The sequence below is a fragment of the Thiomonas sp. genome (genome assembly GCF_034007205.1).
Taxonomy (GTDB): Bacteria; Pseudomonadota; Gammaproteobacteria; order Burkholderiales; family Burkholderiaceae_C; genus Thiomonas.
In genome coordinates this window covers 1-25,113 of sequence record NZ_JAVERI010000015.1, presented here as the reverse complement: position 1 = coordinate 25,113, position 25,113 = coordinate 1, and the positions used below count along the sequence as shown (strand labels likewise).

The following is a 25,113-nucleotide window of genomic DNA, read 5'->3' as shown; positions in this document are numbered from 1 at the left end:
TTTCTCCCTTGCGGTATCGACGTTGGCGCAGCAGCTCAGTGCGCGTGCAGCGGCTGGCGCGAAAGAGCCGAGTAGCGGTCGAGAAAGTCGTCGATTTCTTCGCTGCTGGGTTCCTGGGCGATGAGCTGCTGTACGCTGGTGCGAAACCCTTCTGCCGCGCGGCCGCCCAGAAAAATCTCCTTGCGGGCGAATTTGTCGACGATTTCATACCCCCCGCGCGAGAAGTCGGCTTCGGTGTCATGTTGCGCCGCCTGTGCGCCCGACCAGTCGAGCTGCAGGACACAAAACGCGTCCGAGTCATAGATCATGGTTTGCATGGTGGTCCTCCACTGGATGGTGGGAAGATAGGGTGGGACAAGCAAATTTCAAGCCCGGTTGGATGCGCAGATGGGCGGGCAATGCCCATCCTGTTTTGTTTAACGGCACCGGAGTCGATCGGGTTGACCCCTGCCGGTACGCTGCGCGTATGCTGCATCCATACATCCGCACGACGCATGAGGAGGCGTTCATGGCGCAGACCCCGGAATTCAAGGACTTCCTACCCGGCATGGAATTTTTCCAGACCCTGCTCAAAGGTGCCGGCATGCCCTCGCAGTTTGCCAACTGGGTGGCGCCGACCCTCGATGAGGAGGAACTTGAGCAGAAGATCACCGACCTCAAGGCGGTGCTGGGCTGGCTTGAAACCCAGGCGCGCATGACGCAGGGTCTGATTCAGGCGCTGGAGGTGCAGCGCATGACCTTGCGCGCGCTCAAGACCATGAATGTCGATTTGCAGGACTTTGCCGAGGGCATGATGGCCGAGCCGCCGCCCGAGCCGGCCGCAGCGCAGCCTGCCGAGGCGCAGCAAGCCGCCGCAGCCGCATCGCCGCTGTTCGACCCGATGCAGTGGTGGAATGCCATGACCCAGCAATTCACCGAACTGGCGAGCCAGACGCTGCAGGAGAGCGGGGCAACACCGGCGGCTTCTGCCGCCGCGGTGAAACCGTTCGACAAACCCGTGGCGAATCAAGCGGCGGCGAAAAAGACGGCGTCAAAGACTACGGCCAAGACTGCGGGCCGCGCAGCCCGCAAGGCCACCGCCCGGCCCGCGCCGCCTGCAGCCAAGCGCGCCAAGGCGACGGGCAGGGCCCCACGTTGAGCTGTGCGGGTTGGCGCCTTACACGCCGACCCAGCGCACGAGCTCTTGCGCGGGCATGACGCCGGACTGGCGTTTGACTTCCTGCCCGCCGCGGAAAAGCGCCAGGGTGGGAATGCTGCGGATGCGGTTGCGTACCGACACCTGCGGGTTGGCGTCGGTGTCGACCTTGGCCAGTACCGCGCGGCCCTGGAGCAGGGATGCGGCCTGGGCGAATTGCGGCGCCATCATCTTGCACGGGCCGCACCATTCCGCCCAGAAATCCACCAGCACCGGCAGCTCGCTTTTGGCGATGAAGCGTTCGAAGCTGGCATCGGTGAGGGTGACGGGGGCCGCCGGGAGGATTTCCTTGCCGCAGTGCCCGCAGACCGGGGCGTCTTTCAGGCGGTCGTCGGGAACGCGGTTGAGCGTGGCGCAATGGGGGCAGACGATGAGCATGGCGGTGGTTCCAAATGGCAATGCGCGAAATATGCGGCATGGCCGGATGGTTTTCAACCCGGCGGGTTTCGGCAGGATGGATCAAAGCCGCGAGCGGGCAAACACGCTGCGGTGCCGCTGCGCCCGGAACTGCCAGGCGAGCAATGCAAAGCCAACCAGCGGCAGCAGCAGATCACCCGCACTGAACAGCCCGGCCGTACCCGATGCTTTTCCCAGCAATCCTCCTGCGATCCAGACCGTGGGCCCGATGAGTGCGGCCAAGCGCATGCCGACATCGCCCCAGGCGCTGGCCACGCCCACCGCCGCAAACCCTGCAGCCGCCAGGCCGATCTGAAAACCGACTGGATCAGGGGCGGCGTGGGGCAGCAGATGCTGCAGGCTCAATCCCAGGAAACCCACGCCGACGGTGCACAGCAAAAACCAGCGCAGCAGCACTTGCGCCACGCGCAGGCCATTCCGTGCCCGCTTGCCGGTAAGGAGGGCCAGGGCACCCAACACCAGGCCGATCACGATCAGGGTGAAGGTGCGATAGTGCATCGCAGCTTGCAGAAACTGTGGCCAGATCGAGGTCATGCCCTCTCCTTGTCGTCTTCAGTGCTGCCCGAGTGGCCTGCAATCCTGTCGAGGACAGTTGTAGACAATGATCCTCAAGTTGGACTGGACCCTCGGGCAGGGTTTGGCATGGCGGCAGATGGCCGGTGTGCGCCATGACGAAAAAATCGAGATCATGGAATGGTTGGAATTTAGCCCCGTACGGACTTTGAGGCCAAACGTCCCGGGGCTTCAAACGGTTGTGCGTTGCGCGAACGCGGCGAGTTGCCGCAGGCCGTCGATGGCGCGCGCGCCGTACCAACTGGTCCACTCACCGGGGATGCAGCGCACTTCGGGGTGCAGCCCGCGGGCGGCGAGCAGGCGGCTGACTTCGTCGACATGGCGCGGGCCGAAGCGATAGGGCTCGCTGGACAGCAGCACTTGGTCCACCGCGGACAACCAGTCGGCCGACCAGTCGAACGCCGGATAGCGCGTGCGGCCGGGCTGATGCAGGCCATCGCCGCCCAGCACGTCGGGCAGAGTGTGCCAGTGCACGGCGGCGAGGCTTTGGCTGATGTAGGTGTCGCGCGCCACGGTCATCCACGGTTCGCGCCAGATGAGGTAGAGCACGCGGCGCGGTGCGAGCGGGAGGGTCTGCACCTCGCCCAGCACGGTTTGCAACTGACTGCGCAGCGCGGTGAGACGCTCGGCGACGCCGGGCAGGCGCCCAAAGGCTGCGCCGAGCTGTTCCAACAGGCTCAGGTTGTCTTGCGGCGTCTGCGGGTGGGTGACGAGGAGGTGGGGTACAAAGGTGCGCAGCGCGTCTACGGTGTCGCGGGTGTTTTCGTCGATGTTGACCAGCACATGCGTGGGCCGCAGCGCGCGCAGGGCGTCGAGGTGGACGTCTTTGGTGCCGCCGACCTTGGGCACGGCGCGCACGGCGTCGCGCGGATGGATGCAAAACCCGGTACGGGCAACGACGTGGGGGCCCAGCCCCAGGGCGAACAGCGTCTCGGTCAGACTGGGCACCAGGCTGGCGATGCGCGCGGACTCGTCTGCCGCGGCGATGGGTTGGCCTAAGGCGTCGCAGATCGGCATGGGCGGCGCGTTCAGGCGGCGTGGGCGCGTGCCGCTTCGGGCCGGGCGATTTGCCCCAGGCTTTCGAAAATCAGCCGCCGCGGGGCGATGCGCCAGCCGAGCCGCTGCTCGATGGCGATGACCGCGCGCATGGCCAGCAGCGAGTGGCCGCCCAGGTCGAAAAAGTTGTCGGTGAGATGCACGCGCTCGATACCGAGCAGTTCGCGCCAGACGGCGGCGATTTGCTGCTCCTGCGGGGTCTCGGGCAGCGGCGGTGCGGAACCGGGGTTTGCTTCTGCGGTGATCGTCGGCGCGGGCAGGGACGCGCGGTCGAGCTTGCCGTTGGGCAGCAGGGGCAAGGCGGCCAGTGGGACGAAGTGTTGCGGCACCATGTAGTCGGGCAGACGCGCACGCAAGGCCTGGCGCAGATCGGCCGCATCGGGCAAAGCCGCGCCCGGCGCTGCCACGAGATAGGCCACCAGGCGCACGTCTTCCGGGGTGGGGGCGTGGGTGGTGAGCACGCAGGTGGCCACGCCGGGTTGCTCGCGCAGCGCGGCTTCGATTTCGCCCAGCTCGATGCGGAATCCGCGAATCTTCACCTGATGATCGAGTCGGCCGAGGTGTTCGATCTGGCCGTCGTGTCGCCAGCGGCCGAGATCGCCGGTTTTGTAGAGGTGAGCAGGGTGATCGGCACTGAACGGATCGGGGATGAAACGCTCGGCGGTGAGTTCGGGGCGGCGGAAATAGCCCAGCGTCACCCCGGCGCCGCCGATATGGATTTCGCCCGGCGCGCCGATGGGGAGAATCTGGCCCTGCGGGTCGAGAATCCACACTTGCGTGTTGGCGATGGGGCGGCCGATGACGATGGGCTGCTGCGGCTGCACCCGCCAGCAGGTGGACCAGACGGTGGTTTCGGTCGGGCCGTAGAGGTTCCACACTTCGGCGCAGGCGGCGAGCAGGCGCGGGGCGAGGTCGGCGGGCAGCGCTTCGCCGCCGATGAAGGCGCGAAGCCGGGGGGTGCCGGGCCAACCCGCGTCGAGCAGCATGCGCCAGGTCGAGGGTGTGGCCTGCAGCACGGTGGCCTGGCGGGTTTGCAACAGGTCGCGCAGGGCGAAGGGATCGCGCGACTGGGCGTGATCGGCGAGCACCACGCGCGCGCCCACGGCCAGCGGCAGCAGCAGTTCGAGCACGGCGATGTCGAACGACAGCGTGGTCACGGCGAGCAGCACGTCGTCGGGCCGCAGACCGGGCTCGCGCGCCATGCTGCGCAAAAAGTTGACCACGGCGCGGTGCGGCACTTCCACGCCCTTGGGCTGCCCGGTGGAGCCGGAGGTGTAGATCAGGTAGGCCGGATCGTCGGCGCGGGCGTCGCGCGCGGGATCGGGTGCGAGGGGTTGTTCGCTGCGCAACCCGGACAGAGGCGCGCTGTCGAGCGCGAGCTGCGGCACGTCGGCGTCGGCCCAGAGTGGCAGCAGCGCGGTTTCGGTGAGCAGGCAGCGCAGCTCGGCATCGCTGGCCATGTAGCGCAGTCGCTGCGGTGGAAAGCCGGGGTCGAGCGGCACATAGGCGGCGCCCGCTTCGAGCACGCCGAGCAGCGCGGCGATCATGTCGGTGTAGCGCTGCAGGCACAGGCCGACGCGATCGCCTCGGCCCATGCCCATTTGGCGCAGGTGATGGGCGACGCCCAGCGCGCGGGCGTGGAGTTCGGCGTAGCTCAGGGTGCGGCCGCTGGCGTCGGTCAGCGCCGGATGCTCGCGCCGCTGGGGAGCGCCCAGTTGCAGCGCGGCGGGCAGCGTGAGCGGCTCGGGTAAAGGCTGCGCGGTGGCGTTCCACTGGTCGAGCAGCGCGCGCTGCGCGGGCGTGACCAGGGCATGACGGGACACCGGCTCATCGGGCCGCGCAAGCAACTGCTCGGTGAGGAACACATAGCTGTCGAGCAGGCGCTGCGCGGTATCGGCACTGAACAGGTCGGTGGCGTATTCGAGCTGGATGCGATGGCTGAATTCGGTATCGACGTGGATGGACAGGTCGAACTGCGCGGCCACGCGGTCGAAGTCGAACGGCTCATAAGTGAAAGGCACATCGGCGAGCTGGCCGGGTGGGGCGTTGAGCACATTGAACAGCACCCGCACGAGATCCTGCGGATGGTCGCCGCGCTGGGCATTGAGGCGCTCGACCAGTTCATCGAAGGGCGCATCCTGATGCGCGTAGGCCTGCAGCGCGGTGTCGCGTACCTGCTGCACGAGCTGATCGAAACTCATCTCGGGCATGACGGTATTGCGCATCACCAGGGTGTTGACCAGCGTGCCTACCAATTGCTCGGTGGCGGCGTGGTGGCGATTGGCGATGGGCGTGCCCACGGCAATGTCGCTGCTGCGGCACAGTCGCGCCAGCAGCACGTTGAAGCTGGCGAGCAGGAGCATGAAGGGGGTGGCTCCAAGTTTCACCCCGAGGCGGTTGAGGGACTGGATCAATTGCGCAGGCAGGGGGGCTTGCAGGGCATGTCCCGCAAAACTGGGCTCGGGAGGGCGCGGGTAATCTGTCGGCAGAAGCAGGTCGGTCATGCCCTGCAGGCGCTCCAGCCAGTAGGCAAGATGGGCTTGGCGGGTCAAATCAGAATCAGCACCTCGTTGATCGGAAGCGTAGTCCGAGTACTGGACTTTCAGTTCAGGTAAGTCCATTTCCGACAAATCCGTTTTGCCTTCAACCAAGGCGGAATAAACATGAAGGCTTTCGCGCATCAGCACGGCAACGGCCCAGTTGTCAGCGATGGTGTGGTGCAGAACCCAGAGCAGCACGTATTCGTTCTGATGCAATTGCAAAAGAGCAAGCCGAAACAACGGTGCGGCGGCCAAATCGAAGGGTTTTGCGGTGAAATTCGCGGCGAAATATTGGGCAGCTCGGTCTCGATCCATCTCGTTTGACGACTGCATATCGATGAATTGCAGATCCGGCGAAACTGCGGGCAGGATGATTTGCACGGGCTCTTGATCCCGCAGTGCAAACTGAGTGCGTAGTCCCTGGTGACGTCTGACCAGAAGATGCAGCGCCTGCCGCAGCAAAGATGGGTCAAGCGGGCCGTGAAGCCGCAGGGATACCGCAATGTTGTAAGCGACAGACCTGGGGTGAAACTGCTGGATGACCCACATGCGTCGTTGGGACAATGAAGCCGGGAAATAGGGCGCCTCCGACACGGGCTCTGATGGCGGCGAGGGAGCGAAAGGCCATTCTGTGGCCTGATCGCCTGTTCTCGTGTTTTGAACTTGCGGCGTCCGCTCCTTGGTTGCTGAATGCGTCTTGGGCGAGCTGATTTGGGCCGCGAAGGAGCCTTTTTGCTTTGCACCAGGGGAGTGGAGGTGTCGATCGATGAGCGCGGCCTGCTCGGAGACGCTCAGGTGTTGAAACATCTGCGTGAGCGGCAGTTCGATTGCGAACCTGACCAATATGCGCGAACGGACTTGTGTGAGGGTCAGCGAGTGACCGCCCAATTCAAGGAAGTGATCATTCACGCCGAAGTCGTCGGTACGCAGCACTTCCCGCCAGATGTCCCACAGGGACTGCTCCGTCGGGGTTCTCGGCTTGATGCGTGCGCGGGGAGGCGTGCCGCTTGATCGTTGGTCATCTTGCGAAGTCTGCGACGCGATGCGTCCCACGTCGCAGGTGGCCCGATGCAGCCGCCCATCGCTGGACCAGTAGCCCAGCTCGCCGCTGCGGTACAGACTCTCGCCAGACGCGAAGGGGTCGGCCACGAAGCGCTCGGCGGTGCGCTCAAGCAGAGCCGGATCGCTTGGCGCCACGCCCGCGCCAGCAATGCAGATTTCGCCGACGACGTCGAAGGGCTGCGGGCGTAGCGCCTCGTCGAGCACATACACGCGGAGGTTGTCGGCGGCGTGTTCCAGGCGCAGGTCGAAGAAATTCGGCAAGGCGGCCTGTGGTGGCGTCGACTGAAAGCGTGCGGCCAGCGCCAGGCGCTCGGTCGGGCCGAGGGGGTCGAGATCGCGCAGCCGCAGGTCGGGGTGGTCGATCAGGTTGCGCAAATGGCGGTCCAGGCGCTCATCGAGGAAGGCGGTATGCCGCAGCGCCGCAGGCGCGCGCGGGTCGATCACCAGATCGATGGGAAGGCCTGGCGTATCGCCGTAATGACGGATGTAGGCGGCCACGGGCGCCAGGGCGGGATGCCCGCTGAACGGCGCAAAGGTGGCGCGACAGTCGCCCAAGGTGGCGTGTGGATTGAAGCCTTCGAACGACACCATGAGGTCGAACGGCATGCCGTCCAAACCGTGCCGGGGTGGTTGCCGGGCCATGACGGAATCGAGCGGATACTGCTGATGGCGCATCACCTGACGGGTCTCTTCGGCCAGCGCCTGCATCAGATCGGGCAGGCGACGGTCTGGGTCGGTATCGAGATGCAGCGGCAAGGTGTTGACGAACACGCCAACAGTCTGCTTGTCCAGGGCGTTCCGGCGGTTGTGCAGCGGGGTGCCGATGAGCAGCTCGGGCAGCGCCCCAACCTTGGAGAAGTAGGTGGCGAGAAACAACATCATTGCCTGGGGTTCGGTCAGACCTTGCCGTGCGGCAATTCGCGCCCACGCTTTCCAGTGGTCGGGTGGCGCGACCCAGCGGTGAGTGATCGGTTTCGGCGGCGCTTGCAGCGCGGGCATTCGGGCGTCGGCGCGGCTTGGGTTCGCCAGGAAACGGGTCTGCCAGAAGGCCTCATCTCTGTCAAAACGTGGCGATTGCAGATAGGCGTGTTCGCGGGCGACGAAGCGGGCGTAATCGGGTCCGGGGGGTAGCGGCTTGCAATCGGATTGCGCCAGGGTGTTGTAGCGCTCGGCGATGCGCTGCCCGATGAGAAGCACGCCATAGCCATCGACGAGCAGGTGATTGAAGCGCAACAGCCAGAGATGACGGTGCGTATCGGTGCGGAATACGGCGAATTGCCACAGCGTCGGACCGGTCGGTTGAAGGGGTTGATGGTTGAGGGTGTCGATTTCCTGGCGGGCGCGTCGTTCCGATTCGGCAGGGCTCAAGCCCTGGGCAGGGTAATCGGTATAGGCCACCGAGCAGTCCAAGGCATCTTCGATTTGCCATTGCGGCCCCTCAGCAGTGTTGAGCACATGGGCGCGCAGCATGGGCTCGGCGGCAGCGACATCCTGGACTGCGCGGGCGAGGCGCTCCATATCGACTTCACCTTCGAGGGTGACGATCAGGCCGATGTTGTAGATGCCGCTGCCGAGCAGCTCTTGGCGCATCAGAATGTATTGCTGCGTCTGACTCAGCAGGCGGCGTGCGCCGAGCGTGTGTTCCATCAGAGCGTCTGCAGTGTGGGTGTTCATGGGCGATTTGGCTTTGGGGAAACGCTGAACAAAACTTCCTTGGGTTCATGGGTAGAGCCTGGACGGGTTCAGATTCTCCGATGCAGGATGGCGTCGGCGCCATCCTCGTCACTTCTGTCCTGTTCACGATTTCAAGTTTCGTGAAGTTTTCCACTTCTTTACGTGGCCTAAGCGCACGGAGCAGGCGCCGCGCAATACGATGGGGACAGTTTTAGTTCTCATGGCGGCCCTGTCCATCCCGTGAACGGTCACTTGTCCTCTCCCGTTTCTATCAAGGTGCCCGATGTTCGCTGGCGCATCGGACGCGACGGGCTTTTCTCCGACCGCCAGCAAGACGAGGCTTTCATTCGCGCGGAATGGGGCGTGCTTGGGCCCAGGGTGCGGCAGATCGGCATTTACGGCTCGCTGGCGTTTCTGTCGGCCACGTTCACCGACCTGTCGGTGCTGGGCGCCACGCCGGTGTATTGGGCCTTGCTGGCGGCGCGGTTCGGGGTGCTCGGCTGGGGGTTCTGGCTGGCGCGGTTGGGCGGTGCACCGCAGGGGGTTTCGGTGCGTCGCGTGGCCACGGCCTTGCTCGGCTTCGAGCTGTTCATCATGCTGGTGTTCCTGCTGGTGGTGCTGGCCTACGGGGGCAGCGCAGACTATCACTCGATCAGCGCGCTGGCGCTGATTTTTGCGGGCTACGCCTATGTGCCCGTGCTGCGGCGCGAGGCGATGTGGGTGGGCGGGGTGTTTACCGTGCTGTTCGCGATGGTTGTGTGGACTTCGCTGCATTTTGACGCCAAATACGTCAATATCGCCGTCGTCTTGTTTGGCTTTGCCAATGTCGCCGGGTGGCAGATCGCGGTCTCGATCAGCCGCGGCATGCGGCTGGCCTGGCTTGACCGGCGCCGCCTGGATCAGGAGGCGCAGGTCGCGCAGCAGGCGCGCCGCGATGCCGAACAGAGCGAGGAAAGTCTCGAACGCCTGTTTGACGCCTCGCCGATGCCCCTGGTGCTGGTGCGCTTGGCCGACGCGCGGGTGTTGCGTTACAACGCCGCGGCGAAGACGCTGCTCGACCCGTGCGATCGTCTGCACGGCGATGTGTTCACGACCGATTTCTACGAAGACCCGGCGCAGCGCAAGGTGTTGCTCGAACGCTTGCAGGTCGAAGGTGCGGTGCAGCAGGCGGAAGTGCGGCTGAAGACGGTGGAAGGGCAAGGCGTGGATGTGCTGTTTTCCATGCGCCCGCTGCGCTTTGCCGGGGAAGATTGCATCGTCACCGGCATGGTGGAAATCTCGGCGCAGAAGCATCTCGAACGGCAGTTGCGCGCGCTGGCCTACACCGACCCGTTGACCGGGGTGCAGAACCGGCGCGGTTTTTTCGCCATGGCCGAGCGCGCCATGCGGGAGCAGCCCTGCGGTGAGCCCGGGCCTTGCGTCATGCTGATCGACCTCGATCATTTCAAGCAGATCAACGACCGCCACGGCCACCCGGTCGGCGACGAAGTGCTGGTGGAATTTGCCCAGGTGGTGCTGTCGCTGTTGCGCGAGGGCGATTCGCTGGCGCGCATGGGCGGCGAGGAGTTCTGCATTCTGCTGCCTCACACCCGCGCGGCGCAGGCCCTGGAGGTGGCGGAACGGGTGCGCGGATTCGTCGCCGCACACCCGTTCCTGACTTCGGCCGGGGTGGTGCGCCTGAGCCTGAGTGTGGGCATCGCCGGTTGCGATGCGCCGGTGCAGAGTATCGACAAGGTGTTGTCGATGGCCGATCAGGCGATGTATCGCGCCAAGCAGGGTGGGCGCAACCGCAGCGAGCCGTATTGCGCCTGATGGCCCGCGGCAAATCCCTTTCTATCTCATGGGTATGTTAGGAAATGAGAACGATTCGCAATAATATGTCCTCAAGGCGATGTCGAAGCCTGATCAAATGGACTTTGAGGAAAGAAGATGGGATACGCAGAACTTGGGTTGAGCCTGTTGATGGTGGTGCTGCTGACTTGGGTGGCCATGGAGTGGTCACGATGAATGCGACGCTGCGCAAGGCGTTGCCGCGTGAGGCGAACGGCATGGGGGCGCCTGAGCAGAGCGCAAGCCCAGGGCTGACCCTGCATTCGCGCGAGTTGTTCCGGCAAGGCGCCGTGGTGCAAATCCGCCATCAGGGGCAGACTTACCAACTGCGCCTGACGCGGCAGGACAAGTTGATCTTGACCAAATAGAGGGCCTGATTCCGTGGCCAATTCCTTGGCCTGATCAGCCGATGCGGGTGTTTGCACTCGCGTCGTGTTTCTCGCCGCTTTGCTCGCCAGCCATTTGTGGACCAGTCCTCCGCACAGAAGCCAGCCATGCGATTTTTATGATGCCGCATACCCGGAAAATTCCAGTCGATTCCGCCGAGCCGCTTTTGGCCGGAACCCTCGCCCTGATGACCTTTTACGCCGATAAACCCAGTATGGCGGCGATTCAAAAAATCGGGCGTAATTTGCAGACCTTGCAGCAACATCCGCAGATCAGTGCTGAGCTCAGCGTCGTTTGCCGCCGTCTGGCGACGTATTGGCTGACGCTGGGTTGCGAGGTGGAGCGGGCCGACGCACATACCGCCTGCCGCTTTGCTGCAGCGTCGGCGGCGCTGCAGTAGGGCGTGAACCGGCGGCTCTAAGCCGCTGCGCCATCGCCGCCGCGCAGGAGCGCCAGCAGGCCGTCGAGTTCGTCCAGCGAGGAAAAGCGGATCGCGATTTCTCCGCTGTGCTGGCCCTTGCGATTGGCCCTGCTGCGGATCTCAACCGGGGCGGTGAAGCGCTCCGACAGTTCTTCTTCCAGCCGCTTCCAGTCCTGATCCTTGGTGGCTTTGGCCGTCCTGGACGGGGGGTTCGCGCTCTGTTCTGGCTGGGTGCGGGCCACCAGCCGCTCGGCCTCGCGCACGCTCAGCCGTTTGGCCACGATCTGCTGCGCGGTCTGAACCTGCTGCGCCTTGTCCAGAGCCAGCAGCGCGCGGGCATGGCCCATGTCGAGGTCTCCCGCCAACAGCAGGGTTTGCACGGCTTCGCTCAGTTGCAATAGGCGCAGCAGATTGCTGGTTGCGGTACGTGAGCGGCCCACGGCCTGCCCAGCCTGTTCGTGGGTGTAGCCGAATTCTTCGATCAACCGAGCGATACCGCGGGCTTCTTCCAGTGGGTTGAGGTCTTCGCGCTGAAGATTCTCGATCAGCGCCATCGCCAGGCTGGTGCGGTCGTCGGCTTCCTTGACCAGCGCGGGGACGCTGTCGAGCCCGGCGAGTCGGGCGGCGCGGGTGCGACGCTCTCCGGCGATGATTTCGTAACGACCATCGGGCAGTGCGCGCACGAGCACGGGCTGCATCACGCCTTGCGCCTTGATGCTCTGCGCCAGTTCATAGAGGGCGCCTTCGTCCATCTGGGTGCGGGGCTGGAAGCGACCGGGGACGAGATCGTCCAGACGCAGTTCGCGCAGCGCGGCGGCGTCTGATTCCGAGAGTTCGACGGAGGGGCCGAGCAGCACGTCGAGGCCGCGGCCGAGTCCCTTGGGTTTTTTGGTTGCCATGAGCGTGAGAGCGGGTCAAGCAGGTGAGAGGCCGGTATTGTGCCGGCCACGACGAAGCAGGCCGTCGAGCAGGCGACGACCGTGCGGCCAATCGCCCAACCCCGATGCGGCATTGATATGGCCGCACGGCCCAAGGTTGACACATTGCGCGCCCCAGCGTTTGGCCATGTGCATCGCGTCGCTCAGGTGGCAGTATGGATCGTCGGTGCTGGCGACTACCAGAGCGGGAAAGGGCAGCGCAGGCTGCGCCAAGGGGCGGCGCCAGGGTTGCAAGACTGCAGGCAGTTGCGGGCCGTATAAATCGGGTGGCGCGACCAGCAGGGCGCATGCAACGTGGTCGGCATGGCGGGTGCTCGCCGACCAGGCGTCGATCAGATGGCAGCCCAGACTGTGGCCGACCAGCGCGGCCGGGCCCGGGTGCGCGAGGATGACGTCTTCCAGGCGGGCGATCCAGTCTGCACGGCGTGGGCTTTCCCAATCGTCCTGTTCCACCACGGCGTCGCCGTAGCGTTTTTGCCAAAGGCGCTGCCAGTGGCCGTCGTCGGAGCCTAGCCAGCCGGGGAGGAGCAGGATGCGGGTCATGCGTTGGCAGCCAGGCGATCGATCATTTCCTGGGCAAACTCGTTGAATGCCTTGGCGCCGCGGCTGTATGGGTCGAACACCACGCCGGGCAGACCGTAACTCGGCGCTTCGGCCAGTCGCACATTGCGCGGAATGACGGTGTTGAACACCTTGTCTCCAAAGTGGTTTTTGATCTGTTCACTGACCTGCTGCTGCAGGGTGATGCGCGGGTCGAACATCACGCGCAGCAGGCCGATGATGCGCAGGTCGCGGTTGAGGTTGACATGCACCTGTTTGATGGTGTTGACCAGATCGGATAGTCCTTCGAGCGCGAAGTATTCACATTGCATCGGCACGATCACGCCATGCGCGGCGCAAAGGCCGTTGAGGGTGAGCAGCCCAAGAGCGGGCGGGCTGTCGATGAGGATGAAGTCGTAGTCGGCATCGACGGTGGCGAGCGCGGACTTGAGTTTGCGTTCGCGCTGCGGCAGGCTGACCAGCTCGACCTCGGCCCCGGCCAGTTCGCGGTTGGCGCCAATGAGGTCGTAACCGGCCTTGGCGCTTCGTTGCAGCACCTGGCGGAGTTCGGCCTGGCCGATCAGCACTTCGTAAACCGAGGCTTCGAGGGCGTGTTTGTCCACGCCCGATCCCATCGTGGCATTGCCCTGCGGGTCCATATCGACCAGCAAAACGCGCTGGCCGATGCTCGCCAGGGCGGCAGCCAGATTGACACTGGTGGTGGTCTTGCCGACGCCACCTTTTTGGTTTGCGATGCAAAAAATCTGCGCCAAGCCGACTCTCCAGAAACGGATGTTTCACGTGAAACGATGCAGCCAAGGTTGTATTGTGCCGGAGCGGATCGCCGCTCGACCATCAAATCAGTCGTTTGCTGCGATTCGCATCCACACCAGACAGCGCTGCGCGTCTAGGCCGGGAACCAGCAGCGGTTCAATCCGTGCGGCGACATCGGCGGGGAGCACAGCAATTTCCTCGTGTGGTGTGCGACCTTTCATTGCGCACCACTGACCGCCTGGCGCAAGCAGATGCCGGGTGCTTCGCACCAGCAGAGCAAGATCGCTGAAAGCACGGCTGGTGATGCAGTCGAATCCGCGTGCGTCGGCGAGGGTTTCGACGCGCGCATGGTGCACGGTGACGTGGCTCAGCCGCAGACTGCCGCAGGTCTGTTGCAGAAAGGCGCACTTCTTCTGCACCGTATCGACCAAGTGAATTTCAGTTTCGGGCAGGCCGATGGCCCAGACGACACCAGGCAGGCCGCCACCCGAGCCGACGTCCAGCAGGCGCTGCGGTGCAAGGTGCTGAATTGAGGGCAGTGCGGCCAGGCAATCGGCCAGATGCAGCCGGGCTACATCTTCCGGCTGGCGCACCGCCGTGAGGTTGAACACCCGGTTCCAGCGTTGCAGCAAGGCGGCGTAATCGAGCAGTTGCTGGAGTTGACGCTGGGTGAAGTCGAGTTTGAGGGTGTGCAGCGTCTGCTGCAAAAAACTCTCGAGGCTAAAACCGGTCTCACCAAGCGATTGGGGAGCGCTCACGCGACCGCATCCTTTTCCTGTTTGAGCGCTTGCTTGAGCACGCCTTTGCGCAAATGAATCAACAGCAGGGAGATGGCGGCGGGCGTCATGCCCGACAGGCGAGAGGCGATACCCAGTGTTTCGGGCCGCGCCTGATTGAGTTTTTGTTGCACTTCGATCGACAGACCGGAGACTTCGCGGTAATCGAGTTCGGCGGGTAGACGCAGCGATTCGTGTTGGGCGGCGCGTTCCACCTCTTCCTGTTGGCGCTCGATATAGCCGGCATATTTGATGTGGATTTCGACCTGCTCGCGCTCGGCCTCGCCCAGGGGGATTTCCGGCGCAAAGGCGGGGTGCGCGAAGGCCATCAAGGTGTCGTAGCGCAACTCGGGTCGACCCAGTAGGTCGGCCAGGTTGTATTCGCGCTCGATGGCCTTGCCCAACAGGGCCTGGGCTTGGTCGGACGGCAGGGTTTGCGGAGTGACCCAGGTGGAGCGCAGTCGCTGGATTTCGCGCTCGATGGCATCGCGCTTGCGGCAGAAGGCATCCCAGCGGGCGTCGCTGACCACGCCGAGTTGGCGGCCGATTTCAGTCAGGCGCAGATCGGCGTTGTCTTCGCGCAGACTGAGGCGGTATTCGGCCCGGCTGGTGAACATGCGGTAGGGTTCGCTCACGCCCTTGGTCACCAGATCATCGACCAGCACCCCGAGGTAGGCCTGATCGCGCCGCGGACACCACGGCTCACGACCCTGCACTTGCAGTGCGGCATTGATGCCAGCGAGCAAGCCTTGCGCTGCTGCTTCTTCATAACCCGTGGTGCCGTTGATCTGACCGGCGAAAAACAAGCCGTCGATAGCCTTGGTTTCCAGTGAGGTTTTCAGCGCCATCGGATCGAAGTAGTCGTACTCGATGGCGTAACCGGGGCGCAGCAAGTGGGCATTCTCCAGTCCGGGGATGGAATGCACCATGTCGATCTGCACGTCGAAGGGCAGGCTGGTGGAAATGCCGTTGGGATAGAACTCGTTGGTCTGCAGGCCCTCGGGTTCGAGGAAAACCTGGTGCGAAGACTTGTCGGCAAAGCGATGAATCTTGTCTTCGATGCTCGGACAATAGCGCGGGCCGACGCCTTCGATCACTCCGGTGAACATCGGGCTGCGGTCGAGCCCGGCGCGGATGATGTCGTGCGTTCTTTCTGTGGTGTGGGTGATCCAGCAAGCGACCTGAGTGGGGTGTTGTTCCGGCGTGCCGAGAAAGCTGAACACCGGCAGGGGATTGAGATCGCCCGGCTGTTCGATGAGTTTGGAAAAATCGATGCTGCGGCCGTCGATGCGCGCCGGTGTGCCGGTCTTCAATCGTCCCTGTGGCAGCGCGAGCGCCTTCAATCGCGCGGACAAGCGCAGTGACGGCGGATCGCCCGCGCGTCCGGCCGCGTATTGGTCGAGGCCGATGTGGATTTTGCCGTCCAGAAACGTCCCGGCGGTCAGCACCACGGTGCGGGTGCGAAAGCGGATGCCGGTCTGCGTGACGACGGCGGTGACGCGCTCGCCCTGACCAGTCGATTCCACCAGCAAATCATCTGCGGCCTGCTGAAACAGCCAGAGATTGGGCTGGTCTTCCAGCCGCCCGCGAATCGCGCGCTTGTAGAGCTGACGGTCGGCCTGGGCGCGGGTAGCGCGTACCGCAGGACCCTTGCTGGCGTTGAGAATGCGAAACTGGATGCCGGCTTCGTCCGTGGCCTCGGCCATTGCGCCGCCGAGAGCGTCCACCTCTTTGACGAGGTGGCCCTTGCCGATGCCGCCAATCGACGGATTGCAAGACATCTGCCCGAGGGTTTCGATATTGTGCGTCAGCAACAAGGTGGCGCAGCCCATGCGCGCGGCAGCCAGAGCCGCCTCGGTGCCTGCATGACCACCCCCGATGACAACGACATCAAAGTTGCGCGGATAATCCACTGCATGTCTCCTCGACCATGTTCTGCTCCTGCGACTTTCGCATCTGCGGGCGCGAAAGCCGCACGAACACACTTTTAATAATTCTATGCGGGTTTACCCGGTGCGATGGTCGCATGGGGATTTGTTTCACGTGAAACATATCCAATGACCGGAATTTTTTGATCTATCGCCTCCATTCCATGCAAACACTGCGCGATCTGCAAGAGCTTTATCCTTCAATGTCTTCTGTGCCCGCGCTCGAACTGGAGGCGGAATGGGCGGACGGCGCGACCGTCATGCAGGCGCCGCGCGGCATGCGGCTTTTTGCGCCCGGTGCAAACTGCGGCGGATTCCCGCTGGTTCTGTCGGGCGAGGCGCGCGTGTACCGGATGGCGCCTTCCGGTCGGCAGTTGGAGATGTATCGCCTGACTCCGGGCGAGATCTGCCTGGTGTCGTCGGCCAGTCTGTTCTCGGGCGAGGTGCTCTCCGCCTATGCGGAAATGCAGGCAGACGGATCGCTGTGGATGATCCGTCCGCAATGGTTCGAGCGCTGGCTGCAATCCGCGCCGGACTTCCGACGCTTCGTCCTTGGCCAGTTTGCTGCGCGCATGGCCGACCTGACCGCTTTGATCGACGCGCTGGCGTTTCATCGTCTGGACCAGCGTCTGGCACAAGCCCTGCTGGGTCAGGGGCCGAGATTGCAGAGCACGCATCAGCAACTGGCCGACCGTCTGGGTACGGCGCGTGAAATCGTCACCCGCCTGCTCAAGCGCTTCGAGGCGGCCGGCTGGGTGAGACTGTCACGCGAGCGGATCGATATTCTGCAACCTGCGGTGCTGCGCCAGGTGGCGGCAGGGGAGTTATCGGGATAACAAGACGTGTGACCGAGGTCACTGTGCACCCGTGCAAATCGGAGTCAAATTGCTATATTCATTTTTTCAAGGAGTGGGCCATGAAATTCAACGTCGGCGGTATCGATCGTATTTTGCGCATCATTGTGGGCATCGTTCTGATTGCCTTGACCCTGATGGGCACCATCGGTGTCTGGGGTTGGATCGGCATCGTGCCGCTGGTCACGGGGCTGTTCAAGTTCTGCCCGCTGTATTCCCTCATCGGCATGAGCACCTGCCCGATGAAAAAATAAGTCCAGCGGCAACGCCTGTCGCTACATGAAATCGGCGCCACCTGGCAACAGGCGGCGCTTTTTTTCTATGAGCGCTCAGAAAAACGCATCGCGCCCCGTCTTGAGAATCAGCGCGGCAACGACCAGCAGAAACACGCCGCGCACGAAGTGCGTGCCCCGGCTCAGAGCGAGCCTCGTGCCCAGCAGACTGCCAGCGATATTGCCGACCGCGATGAGCGCGGCATACGGCCACATGACGTGGCCTTTGCTGGCGAACACCAGCAGGGCGGCCAGATTGCAGGCCACATTGACCACCTTGGCGCTGGCCGAGGCATGCAGAAAATCGAAACCGAAGCCGCGGACAAACAGGAAAATCAGGAAATTACCCGTTCCCGGCCCAAAAAATCCGTCATAAAACCCGATCAACAGGCCGCCGCCAATCGCCAGCGCGCGCTCGGCGCGACCGCTGAGGTGCGGCGCGTGGTGATGCCCCAGATCCTTGCGCTTGAGGGTGTAGAGCAGCACGGCCAGCAGGATGAAGGGCAGGGCCTGGCGAAAATCGCTCGATTTGACCTGGGTGATGAGCCAGGCGCCGACTAGCGCGCCGATAAAGGCGGCCAGTGTGGCCGGCGCCACGGTGGACCAGGGCGGCTGAACCCGGCGTACAAACGACCACATGGATGCCGTGGTGCCCCAGATGGCGCCGCCCTTGTTGGTGCCGAAGAGCGTTGCGGGCACCGCGTCGGGAAATGCCGCGAAAAGCGCAGGGACCAGGACCAGGCCGCCGCCGCCCACGATGGCATCCACGAACCCGGCGAACATCGCGGCCAGGCCGAGCAGGATCAATTCCATGAGCGCGATGCGGGCATGCGTTGGGAGGAGGTAAAAAAGCACCGGAACGGGTGTTCACGGTGCTTCGGGGTTTTGCCTGCGCAGCGGTCGAGTGCGGCGCATTGGTCATCAAACAGCCCGGATGTCAGGCTGTTCGTCTCCTCGGTCCCTCTTGCTGGGGTGCGTTGGGCAGACCCAATCGCCAATTGGGGCATTGTTCGAATTTTGTGCGCTGCATGCACTAGGGACGAACCCTGAGCGCATCGATACAGTGCATGCGGCGACACGATCAGCTTAGCGCCCCAAGCCCGGAAACAGTTTGAGCAGGCCATCGCTCATCATTTCCACGGCGAGGGCCGAGAGGATCAGGCCCATCAAGCGGGTCATCACATTGATGCCGGTCTTGCCGAGGAATTGCGCAATCGGCTCGGCGGCAATGAAGCACAGCGCCGCTGCCGCTGCAATGACGATGCCATAGCCGATGAGTACCGCGTGCTGCCACCAGAAGTGCGAATTGCTGGCGTAGATGATGACCGTACTGATGGTGGCCGGGCCGGTGAGCAGGGGGATGGTGAGGGGCACCACGGCCACGCTGGCCCGGTCGGCGGCTTCTTCGACTTCATCGCTGGTCGATTTGGTCGCGCCGGTCCTGGCATTGAGCATGCTGATCGCGCTGATGAGCAGCAGCATGCCTCCGCCCACTTGGAAGGAGGCGATGGAAATGCCGAAAAAGTGCAGCAGATCCGCGCCGATCAGCGTGCTCACGGCAATGACCACAAAGGCCGAAATCGAACTGACGATGATGGTTCGTTTTCGCTGCTCGGGCGTGAAACTCTCGGTGAACAGAATGAAGAAGGGAATGATGCCCAGGGGATTGACGATCGCCAGCAGGGCGATCAACGGTTTGACCAGATTCATGGGCGTGGGGGAGTGAAGGCGCGCGCTCCATTATCGGCGCAGCCGCTTAGCCACTCCATCGCCGTGGGGCGCTGACCCGGCGGATTGGCTCACACCCTCTCAGATCACCCGTGAATAGCGGGGCTGCAGCAGTTGCTCGCGCGGCTGATGCAAATAGCCATCGAACTGCATCGCCACCACGCGCACCAGCAGGCGGCCCTGCGGAGTGACCTGAACGCGCAGACCTTGCGGGCCTTCGCGGACCACCAGCCCGGCTTCTTCGAGGGGCTTGAGGCGTTGCAGATCGGGGGCGAAGGTCGAGGCGGCGTCCACCTTGAATTCGTCGGCGAGCGCAGCGAGATCGAGATGGAAATCGCACATCAAGCGCTGAATGGCGGTGCGGCGCAGGTGGTCTTCAGGGGTGAGATGCACGCCGCGCGCGGTGGGCAGTTTGTTGAACGCCAGCATCTCGGTGTATTCGTCGATGGTCTTGGCATTCTGCGCGTAGCAGTCGCCGACATTGGAAATGCTGGACACGCCGAAAGCCAGCAGATCGAGCTCGGCCTGGGTCGAATAACCCTGGAAATTGCGGTGCAGCTTGCCCTCGCGCTGGGCGCGGGCGAGCTCGTCGCCCGGCTTGGCGAAGTGATCCATGCCGATATAGACATAACCCGCTTCCTCCAGCCGCCGGATCGCCAGGCCCAGCAGCCCGAGCTTGACCTCGGGAGTGGGCAGGTCTTCGGCGTTGATGCGGCGCTGCGGCTTGAAGATATGCGGCAGGTGCGCATAACTGTAGAGCGAGAGCCGATCAGGTGAGAGTTCCATGACCTGATCGAGCGTGCGGGCGAACGAATCGAGATTCTGGAGGGGCAGGCCGTAGATCAGGTCGAGGCTGACGGAGCCAAAGCCGTGGGCGCGGGCGGCATCGATGACCAGGCGGGTTTCGTCCACGCTCTGGATGCGGTTGACCGCCTGCTGCACTTGCGGCGCAAAATCCTGCACGCCCACGCTCATGCGGTTGAAGCCGAGGTGCGCCAGGTGCGCCACGCGCTTCTCGTCAACCTTGCGCGGATCGATCTCGATGGAGAATTCGCCGCCGGGCTGCAGCTCGAAATGCTCGCGCGTCATGGCCATGAGCCGCGCGGCCTCCTCATCATTCAGGAAGGTGGGGGTGCCGCCGCCCCAGTGCAGTTGCGTCACGGGCAGGCGGGCTTGCAGAATGCCGGCGATCAGCCTGAGTTCCTGCTCCAGACTGTCGAGATAGGGCGCGGAGCGGCCGTGATTCTTGGTGGGAATCTTGTTGCAGCCGCAGTAGTAACACAGGGTTTCGCAGAACGGGATATGAAAATACAGCGACACGGGCTCGTCCGGGCGCTGTGCGCGCCGTCGCAGTTCCTCGAAGTAGTCGCGCGGGCCGAACCCGGTATGCATGCGGTCGGCGGTGGGATAGGAGGTGTAACGCGGGCCGGAGATGTCGAAACGCTGGAGCAGCTCGGGCTGGAAATCGAGAGATTGATTCATCATAATGATTGAATGTTTGCGCAAAGCATTGCCAGGGGTTTTGATCTGACGCAACGGTTGGCGAGGTGGTGACGCCTTGCTGCACCGCAAAAACAACAGTGGCAGCCCTGACGCGGCCCGCTGCACGCGGAAGCCGGAAAGGAATGGACTATCCTGCGACGCGCATCTTCCGGCCTCGCAATCCCCATGCAGACAGATTCCCCTACCGCGACCGACCACAAATCCGGCATGGCGGCCCTCAGCCTCGGCGCCCTCGGCGTGGTGTATGGCGACATCGGCACCAGCCCGCTGTATGCCTTCCAGACGGCGTTCAGCATCGATCACGGCGTGCCGTACAGTCCGGACAACATCCTCGGGGTGCTGTCGCTGATCTTCTGGGCGTTGACGCTGATCGTGCTGGTGAAGTATGTGCTGCTGGTGCTGCGCGCCGACAACGATGGCGAGGGCGGCATTCTGGCGCTGATGGCGCTGGTCATGCGCCGCTATGCCAAGGGCACGCGCGGGCGTACCGTGGCCATCACCCTCGGGTTGATCGGGGCATCGATGTTCTATGGCGACAGCGTCATCACCCCGGCGATTTCGGTGCTCTCGGCCATCGAGGGCCTGAGCGTGGCCACGCCGGTTTTCAACGACTGGATCGTGCCCATCACCGCGGGCATTCTGGTCGGGCTGTTCGTGGTGCAGAAGCATGGGACGGCCCTGGTCGGGCGATTTTTCGGCCCGATCATGCTGCTGTGGTTTACCGCCATCGGCGTGTTGGGGCTGGCGCAGATCGTGCAAAACCCCACGGTGCTGCTGGCGATCAACCCGTATTACGGGGCTGAGTTGTTCGTGCGCGAGCCCGGCGTGGCGCTCATCCTGCTGGGCGCGGTGTTTCTGGTGCTCACCGGGGGCGAGGCGCTGTACGCCGACATGGGGCATTTCGGCCGCAAGCCGATTCAACTGGCGTGGATCGGCCTGGTGATGCCCGGGCTGGTGCTCAATTATTTCGGTCAGGGCGCGCTGGTGCTGGCGCATCCCGAGGCGACGAAGAATCCGTTTTTCTATCTGGCGCCGTCGTGGGCGCTGTGGCCGCTGCTGGCACTGGCGACTGCCGCCACCATCATCGCCTCGCAGGCGGTCATCACGGGGGCTTATTCCATCACCACGCAGGCCATCAAGCTGGGCTATCTGCCGCGCATGCGGGTGTCTTTCACCAATGAGAGCAATCAGGGGCAGATCTATGTGCCCTTCATCAACTGGTTGCTGCTCGTCTTCGTCATTCTGCTGGTGTTGAGTTTCAAGACGGCGGAAAACCTGGCCGCGGCCTACGGCATCGCGGTGAACATCACCATGCTCGTCACCACGGCGTTCTGCTGGATGATCGCGCAGCATCGCTGGGGTTGGAGCGCGGCGCGGGCCCATGCGGTGTTCGGGTTGTTCGCGCTGATCGATCTGGCCTTTCTGTCGTCCAACGCGCTGAAGGTCGACCATGGCGGCTGGTTTCCGCTGCTGTTCGGCGCCGTGGTCTACACCTTGCTGGCGACCTGGAAACGCGGCCGCAGCCTGCTGCGCCGCCAGCTTGAAGAACACGCGTTGAACCTGCAGGATTTCGTCGCCAGCCTGTCCACCTATCCGCCCATACGGGTGGAGGGCACGGCCATCTACCTCACCCCCAGCACGACCACCGTCCCGCACGCGCTGCTGCACAACCTCAAGCACAACAAGGTGCTGCACGAACGGGTGATCTTTCTTTCGGCGCAAACCATGGACGTGCCGCATGTGCCACCCGAGCAGGGTGTCAAGCTCACCGCCATGGAGGAGGGCATCTATCTGCTGCATGTCGAACTGGGCTTTCAGGACGAGCCCGACATCCAGCGCCTGCTCAAGGAGTGCGAGCGACTCTACGGTCTGGAATTCCAGCTCATGGAAACCTCGTTCTTCCTCGCTCGGCAGACCATCATCCCGTCCAAGCTGCCGGGCATGGCGCTGTGGCGCGAAGTGCTGTTCTCGTGGATGAGCCGCAATGCGCAGGACGCGTCGGACTACTTTCGCATTCCGCCCAACCGCGTGGTGGAGCTGGGCACGCAGATCGAGATCTGAGCCGCAGCGGCGAGGAAGGGCCGCACCGTGCGGTTTTTCACGGCCTGGCCTTCGGCGTGTCCGCCTTCCGGGTTGCCATTCTTGTACGGCGGCGTCTGCGTGTCGATAATGCGGGCATGGTTGATGCTTTGTCGTCACAGTACCCAGGAGGATCGCCATGCTTGCCGTAGCCGCCTACAAGACCGTGTTCGATGTCAACGACGTGGAGCGCAAGCTCCACAACATGGGCCCCGATGCCAATGAGCATCTGCGCGGCACCTACCAGCGCATGCTGGCTACTGGCGGTGAGCGGCTGGCGATCAAGCCGCAGGACGCGCCCGAGATGTCGCAGCTCTGCGCCGAGCTACCGAACTTCGGCGCTCCGCTGCGCGACATCCAGCGCAGTCTGGCGCTGTGCGCCGACAGCCGCGATCCGGTGGAAATCATGCCCATGCTGCTGCTGGGCGATCCCGGCATCGGCAAGACGCACTTCGCCCGCCGGGTCTCGGCGCTGCTCGGCACGAGCTGTGCGGTGGCGCCGATGAATGCCCTCACTGCCGGATGGATACTGTCGGGCGCTTCGTCGCAATGGAAGAATTCGCGTCCCGGCAAGGTGTTCGACACCCTGGTGGGCGGCGAATACGCCAACCCGGTGCTGGTGGTCGACGAGATCGACAAGGCCGCGGGCCATGCCCAGTACGACCCGCTGGGCGCGCTCTACAGCCTGCTCGAAGCCGACAGCGCGCGCGCCTTCACCGACGAATTCGCCGAAGTGCCGATCGACTGCAGCAGCGTGATCTGGATCGCCACCGCCAATGACGCCAGCCACATTCCCGAGCCCATCCTGAACCGGCTCAACGTCTACGACATCGCCGCGCCCGACGCCGAGGGCACGCGGAGAATCGCGGCCAACCTCTACCGCGAAATCCGCGACAGCCACGACTGGGGCGCCGCCTTTCCCGAGCAGCTCGACGACGACGTGCTCGACGTGCTGCAGCAGTGCAAACCGCGCGAGCTGCGCCGGTTGCTGCTGGGCGCCTTCGGCGCGGCCAAGCTCGACGCACGCACCGAGCTGGCGCCGCGGGACATCGACTTCGAGCGGCTGCGCCGCCAGTCGCGCATCGGCTTCACGCACTGAGCCGAGTGCGTGAAGCCGATGGAGCCGCGATGCAGCCGCCGGAACGCCCGCGCAGATTGATGGGCCGCTTGGGTCGCGCGAGAAGGATGCGTTGGCGCAGCCTCAATGTTGCATACCCTTCATCTGATCCATGTCCATGCCTTTCATGTCGCCAGGCCCGGAGGCCGTGGGCTTGCGCACCTCGAACTCGGCGGTGACGGTCTGGCCATCCGAAAACTTCAGCGTCACCGGCACTTTCTGCCCCGGCTCGATGCCCGGCTTGGGCTGCATCAGCATGATGTGATAGTCGCCGGGCGTGAACGCCATGCTCTTGTGCGGCGCGATGGGAATGGCGTCGACGTGCACCATATTGGACACGCCGTTCTTGTTCACCGTCTGGTGCAGCATGACCATGCCGTATTTCGGGCTGGAGGCGCCGACGAGCTTGACCTCCTTGTCGGTCTCGTTGGTGACCTTGGCATAGCCGCCGGCAGGCAGATTGGCCGGAAGCCAGCGGATCCAGGCATCGGTCACCTGGATGCCCGCGGCGAACGCCGAGCCGAGCAGGCCGAGACTGAGCGCCGCGGCAGTCAAACCGCGCAGCGCGGTGCGGGAAAGAAACAGGCTTGAACGCATTCTGAACTCCTGTTGAAAGTGAAGGAAATGAGAGATTGAAACGCCTTGCTGATCGCATTAGCCTGCGGCGGCGGAATAGCTCAGGGCGAGCAGCGTGCGCGAAAATGCGGATCGAAGCAGGATCAGCAGGAGAATGACGGCGGCGCCCGGGGTAGCTGCGGGGGCTGTGGAGTGCTGGTGCAGCGCCGTTCGCGGTACTTCGGGCAGATATAGCGCTGGAGGGATTCCAGGGCCAGGGTCGCGGCGGCGCCATGCGTCGCAGGCAGCGACAGCAGCGCGTCGGCGGCGCTCAGTGCAGCAGCCGGATTGAGCAGCACGAGCAGCCGATGTGTCCCGCGCGGATCGGTCGTCTGCTGCGTCCGCGACGAGGCGGCGTGCGCTGGCGCAACGGAGGGTGTTTCCATCCCCGTGGGCGCCGAATGGTCGGTGCAGTACGGCACCGCCACCCACAACGCGCCCGGCTGCTGCGCCCAGACGAGAGGCTGCAGCGCCAGCGCCAGCACCAACAGCGCCATCAGGCGGGTGGATCGCCGCAGGGCGGCGAACGAAAGCAGTGGCGGGCGGATCATGGCGGCAGACCGGTATCAGCGCGCATCATATCGAGACGATCACGAATTGCGCTGCAACAAAACGTGAACCGGCGCCAGGTGTTACGCAGTCGGCACGGGTGACTGAGCCAGAAAAGAACTGAAACACGCTGCCATGAATCCGGCGCGTTGAAGTTGGAGACCGCGCCTCCCCACCCCGGCCCGTCCAATGGCTGGCTTGCAGGCCAGCCCCGTTGCGGCGGGGCAAAGCCAAGCAGTTGGCTTTGCCTTTTCCGCCTCCACCCCCACGAGTGGGGAGGGAGCG

The 25,113-nt window shown here is 63.9% G+C and carries 23 protein-coding genes; 8 read left to right on the top strand and 15 right to left on the bottom strand.

Translation table 11 applies throughout. The annotated features are described in order from the left end of the window. Window positions 1–35 precede the first annotated feature (35 nt). Window positions 36–317 (bottom strand): DUF3567 domain-containing protein, encoded by a 282-nt coding sequence (locus RBR52_RS12320; protein WP_320377571.1) that lies wholly within the window; start codon window positions 315–317, stop codon window positions 36–38. 191 nt (window positions 318–508) lie between these two features. Here RBR52_RS12320 and RBR52_RS12315 point away from each other — a divergent pair, with 191 nt between their 5' ends. Next, window positions 509–1,138 (top strand): PhaM family polyhydroxyalkanoate granule multifunctional regulatory protein, encoded by a 630-nt coding sequence (locus tag RBR52_RS12315; protein ID WP_320377569.1) that lies wholly within the window; start codon window positions 509–511, stop codon window positions 1,136–1,138. Window positions 1,139–1,156: 18 nt separating this feature from the next. Here RBR52_RS12315 and trxC read toward each other — a convergent pair whose 3' ends face one another. From trxC to RBR52_RS12295, 4 genes are all read right to left on the bottom strand, one after another. Next, window positions 1,157–1,573, bottom strand: a complete 417-nt coding sequence (gene trxC / locus RBR52_RS12310) for a thioredoxin TrxC (RefSeq protein WP_320377567.1) — start codon at window positions 1,571–1,573, stop codon at window positions 1,157–1,159. Between the two features lie 81 nt (window positions 1,574–1,654). Further along, window positions 1,655–2,146 carry a DUF6790 family protein gene (locus tag RBR52_RS12305; protein WP_320377566.1) on the bottom strand — a complete coding sequence of 164 codons (492 nt, stop codon included), beginning with the start codon at window positions 2,144–2,146 and terminating at the stop codon, window positions 1,655–1,657. Between the two features lie 210 nt (window positions 2,147–2,356). Then, complete coding sequence (locus RBR52_RS12300; RefSeq protein WP_320377565.1) at window positions 2,357–3,202, bottom strand: helical backbone metal receptor; 846 nt, start codon at window positions 3,200–3,202, stop codon at window positions 2,357–2,359. An 11-nt stretch (window positions 3,203–3,213) separates the two neighbouring features. Beyond that, window positions 3,214–8,517 (bottom strand): non-ribosomal peptide synthetase, encoded by a 5,304-nt coding sequence (locus tag RBR52_RS12295; protein WP_320377564.1) that lies wholly within the window; start codon window positions 8,515–8,517, stop codon window positions 3,214–3,216. A gap of 252 nt (window positions 8,518–8,769) precedes the next feature. Between RBR52_RS12295 and RBR52_RS12290 the strand changes: the two genes are divergently transcribed. From RBR52_RS12290 to RBR52_RS12280, 3 genes are all read left to right on the top strand, one after another. After that, complete coding sequence (locus tag RBR52_RS12290) at window positions 8,770–10,329, top strand: diguanylate cyclase (protein ID WP_320377563.1); 1,560 nt, start codon at window positions 8,770–8,772, stop codon at window positions 10,327–10,329. 236 nt (window positions 10,330–10,565) lie between these two features. Further along, window positions 10,566–10,715: a hemin uptake protein HemP gene (hemP, locus tag RBR52_RS12285; RefSeq protein WP_413818327.1), complete on the top strand. Its 150-nt coding sequence runs from the start codon at window positions 10,566–10,568 to the stop codon at window positions 10,713–10,715. Between the two features lie 137 nt (window positions 10,716–10,852). Beyond that, the gene (locus tag RBR52_RS12280; RefSeq protein ID WP_320377561.1) at window positions 10,853–11,134 is read left to right on the top strand and encodes a hypothetical protein; all 282 of its coding nucleotides are present in this window, start codon (window positions 10,853–10,855) and stop codon (window positions 11,132–11,134) included. A 17-nt stretch (window positions 11,135–11,151) separates the two neighbouring features. Here the strand turns inward: RBR52_RS12280 and RBR52_RS12275 are convergent, their stop codons facing one another. The 5 genes from RBR52_RS12275 to mnmG all read right to left on the bottom strand — a co-directional run bounded on the left by RBR52_RS12275 (window position 11,152) and on the right by mnmG (window position 16,096). Continuing rightward, the gene (locus tag RBR52_RS12275; RefSeq protein ID WP_320377559.1) at window positions 11,152–12,054 is read right to left on the bottom strand and encodes a ParB/RepB/Spo0J family partition protein; all 903 of its coding nucleotides are present in this window, start codon (window positions 12,052–12,054) and stop codon (window positions 11,152–11,154) included. 15 nt (window positions 12,055–12,069) lie between these two features. After that, window positions 12,070–12,636: an alpha/beta hydrolase gene (locus RBR52_RS12270; protein ID WP_320377558.1), complete on the bottom strand. Its 567-nt coding sequence runs from the start codon at window positions 12,634–12,636 to the stop codon at window positions 12,070–12,072. Beyond that, a complete protein-coding gene (locus RBR52_RS12265) occupies window positions 12,633–13,406 on the bottom strand; it encodes a ParA family protein (protein WP_320377557.1) in 774 nt (257 codons plus the stop codon). The genes RBR52_RS12270 and RBR52_RS12265 overlap by 4 nt, the downstream gene beginning before the upstream one ends. Window positions 13,407–13,493: 87 nt before the next feature. Continuing rightward, window positions 13,494–14,165, bottom strand: a complete 672-nt coding sequence (gene rsmG, locus RBR52_RS12260; protein ID WP_320377556.1) for a 16S rRNA (guanine(527)-N(7))-methyltransferase RsmG — start codon at window positions 14,163–14,165, stop codon at window positions 13,494–13,496. After that, entirely contained in the window at window positions 14,162–16,096 is a 1,935-nt protein-coding gene (mnmG, locus tag RBR52_RS12255; protein WP_320377555.1) for a tRNA uridine-5-carboxymethylaminomethyl(34) synthesis enzyme MnmG, read from the bottom strand. Before mnmG ends, rsmG begins: the two co-directional genes overlap by 4 nt. 179 nt (window positions 16,097–16,275) lie before the next feature. Here mnmG and RBR52_RS12250 point away from each other — a divergent pair, with 179 nt between their 5' ends. Continuing rightward, window positions 16,276–16,947, top strand: coding sequence for a Crp/Fnr family transcriptional regulator (locus tag RBR52_RS12250; RefSeq protein WP_413818325.1), 672 nt, complete (start codon window positions 16,276–16,278; stop codon window positions 16,945–16,947). Window positions 16,948–17,027: 80 nt separating this feature from the next. Continuing rightward, entirely contained in the window at window positions 17,028–17,219 is a 192-nt protein-coding gene (locus RBR52_RS12245) for a DUF2892 domain-containing protein (protein ID WP_320377553.1), read from the top strand. 75 nt (window positions 17,220–17,294) lie between these two features. Here RBR52_RS12245 and RBR52_RS12240 read toward each other — a convergent pair whose 3' ends face one another. The 3 genes from RBR52_RS12240 to hemN all read right to left on the bottom strand — a co-directional run bounded on the left by RBR52_RS12240 (window position 17,295) and on the right by hemN (window position 20,447). Next, window positions 17,295–18,050 (bottom strand): TSUP family transporter, encoded by a 756-nt coding sequence (locus tag RBR52_RS12240; protein WP_320377552.1) that lies wholly within the window; start codon window positions 18,048–18,050, stop codon window positions 17,295–17,297. 273 nt (window positions 18,051–18,323) lie between these two features. Then, a complete protein-coding gene (locus RBR52_RS12235) occupies window positions 18,324–18,947 on the bottom strand; it encodes a MarC family protein (RefSeq protein WP_320377551.1) in 624 nt (207 codons plus the stop codon). A gap of 99 nt (window positions 18,948–19,046) precedes the next feature. Beyond that, window positions 19,047–20,447: an oxygen-independent coproporphyrinogen III oxidase gene (gene hemN / locus RBR52_RS12230; RefSeq protein ID WP_320377550.1), complete on the bottom strand. Its 1,401-nt coding sequence runs from the start codon at window positions 20,445–20,447 to the stop codon at window positions 19,047–19,049. Window positions 20,448–20,633: 186 nt separating this feature from the next. Between hemN and RBR52_RS12225 the strand changes: the two genes are divergently transcribed. Both RBR52_RS12225 and RBR52_RS12220 read left to right on the top strand, forming a co-directional pair. After that, the gene (locus RBR52_RS12225) at window positions 20,634–22,529 is read left to right on the top strand and encodes a potassium transporter Kup (protein WP_320377549.1); all 1,896 of its coding nucleotides are present in this window, start codon (window positions 20,634–20,636) and stop codon (window positions 22,527–22,529) included. Window positions 22,530–22,686: 157 nt separating this feature from the next. Then, window positions 22,687–23,646, top strand: a complete 960-nt coding sequence (locus tag RBR52_RS12220) for an AAA family ATPase (RefSeq protein ID WP_320377548.1) — start codon at window positions 22,687–22,689, stop codon at window positions 23,644–23,646. 102 nt (window positions 23,647–23,748) lie between these two features. Here the strand turns inward: RBR52_RS12220 and RBR52_RS12215 are convergent, their stop codons facing one another. Both RBR52_RS12215 and RBR52_RS12210 read right to left on the bottom strand, forming a co-directional pair. Beyond that, window positions 23,749–24,261 (bottom strand): copper chaperone PCu(A)C, encoded by a 513-nt coding sequence (locus tag RBR52_RS12215; RefSeq protein WP_320377547.1) that lies wholly within the window; start codon window positions 24,259–24,261, stop codon window positions 23,749–23,751. Between the two features lie 122 nt (window positions 24,262–24,383). Beyond that, window positions 24,384–24,830 carry a transcriptional regulator algP gene (locus RBR52_RS12210; protein ID WP_320377546.1) on the bottom strand — a complete coding sequence of 149 codons (447 nt, stop codon included), beginning with the start codon at window positions 24,828–24,830 and terminating at the stop codon, window positions 24,384–24,386. Between the last annotated feature and the right edge of the window lie 283 nt (window positions 24,831–25,113).

Bases quoted from the DNA above. Each gene is read 5' to 3' on its own strand.
- RBR52_RS12320 (WP_320377571.1), bottom strand. From the start codon at position 317: ATGCAAACCATGATCTATGACTCGGACGCGTTTTGTGTCCTGCAGCTC.
- RBR52_RS12315 (WP_320377569.1), top strand. From the start codon at position 509: ATGGCGCAGACCCCGGAATTCAAGGACTTCCTACCCGGCATGGAATTT.
- trxC (WP_320377567.1), bottom strand. From the start codon at position 1,573: ATGCTCATCGTCTGCCCCCATTGCGCCACGCTCAACCGCGTTCCCGAC.
- RBR52_RS12305 (WP_320377566.1), bottom strand. From the start codon at position 2,146: ATGACCTCGATCTGGCCACAGTTTCTGCAAGCTGCGATGCACTATCGC.
- RBR52_RS12300 (WP_320377565.1), bottom strand. From the start codon at position 3,202: ATGCCGATCTGCGACGCCTTAGGCCAACCCATCGCCGCGGCAGACGAG.
- RBR52_RS12295 (WP_320377564.1), bottom strand. From the start codon at position 8,517: ATGAACACCCACACTGCAGACGCTCTGATGGAACACACGCTCGGCGCA.
- hemP (WP_413818327.1), top strand. From the start codon at position 10,566: ATGGGGGCGCCTGAGCAGAGCGCAAGCCCAGGGCTGACCCTGCATTCG.
- RBR52_RS12280 (WP_320377561.1), top strand. From the start codon at position 10,853: ATGATGCCGCATACCCGGAAAATTCCAGTCGATTCCGCCGAGCCGCTT.
- RBR52_RS12275 (WP_320377559.1), bottom strand. From the start codon at position 12,054: ATGGCAACCAAAAAACCCAAGGGACTCGGCCGCGGCCTCGACGTGCTG.
- RBR52_RS12270 (WP_320377558.1), bottom strand. From the start codon at position 12,636: ATGACCCGCATCCTGCTCCTCCCCGGCTGGCTAGGCTCCGACGACGGC.
- RBR52_RS12250 (WP_413818325.1), top strand. From the start codon at position 16,276: ATGCAAACACTGCGCGATCTGCAAGAGCTTTATCCTTCAATGTCTTCT.
- RBR52_RS12245 (WP_320377553.1), top strand. From the start codon at position 17,028: ATGAAATTCAACGTCGGCGGTATCGATCGTATTTTGCGCATCATTGTG.
- RBR52_RS12240 (WP_320377552.1), bottom strand. From the start codon at position 18,050: ATGGAATTGATCCTGCTCGGCCTGGCCGCGATGTTCGCCGGGTTCGTG.
- RBR52_RS12235 (WP_320377551.1), bottom strand. From the start codon at position 18,947: ATGAATCTGGTCAAACCGTTGATCGCCCTGCTGGCGATCGTCAATCCC.
- hemN (WP_320377550.1), bottom strand. From the start codon at position 20,447: ATGAATCAATCTCTCGATTTCCAGCCCGAGCTGCTCCAGCGTTTCGAC.
- RBR52_RS12225 (WP_320377549.1), top strand. From the start codon at position 20,634: ATGCAGACAGATTCCCCTACCGCGACCGACCACAAATCCGGCATGGCG.
- RBR52_RS12220 (WP_320377548.1), top strand. From the start codon at position 22,687: ATGCTTGCCGTAGCCGCCTACAAGACCGTGTTCGATGTCAACGACGTG.
- RBR52_RS12215 (WP_320377547.1), bottom strand. From the start codon at position 24,261: ATGCGTTCAAGCCTGTTTCTTTCCCGCACCGCGCTGCGCGGTTTGACT.
- RBR52_RS12210 (WP_320377546.1), bottom strand. From the start codon at position 24,830: ATGATCCGCCCGCCACTGCTTTCGTTCGCCGCCCTGCGGCGATCCACC.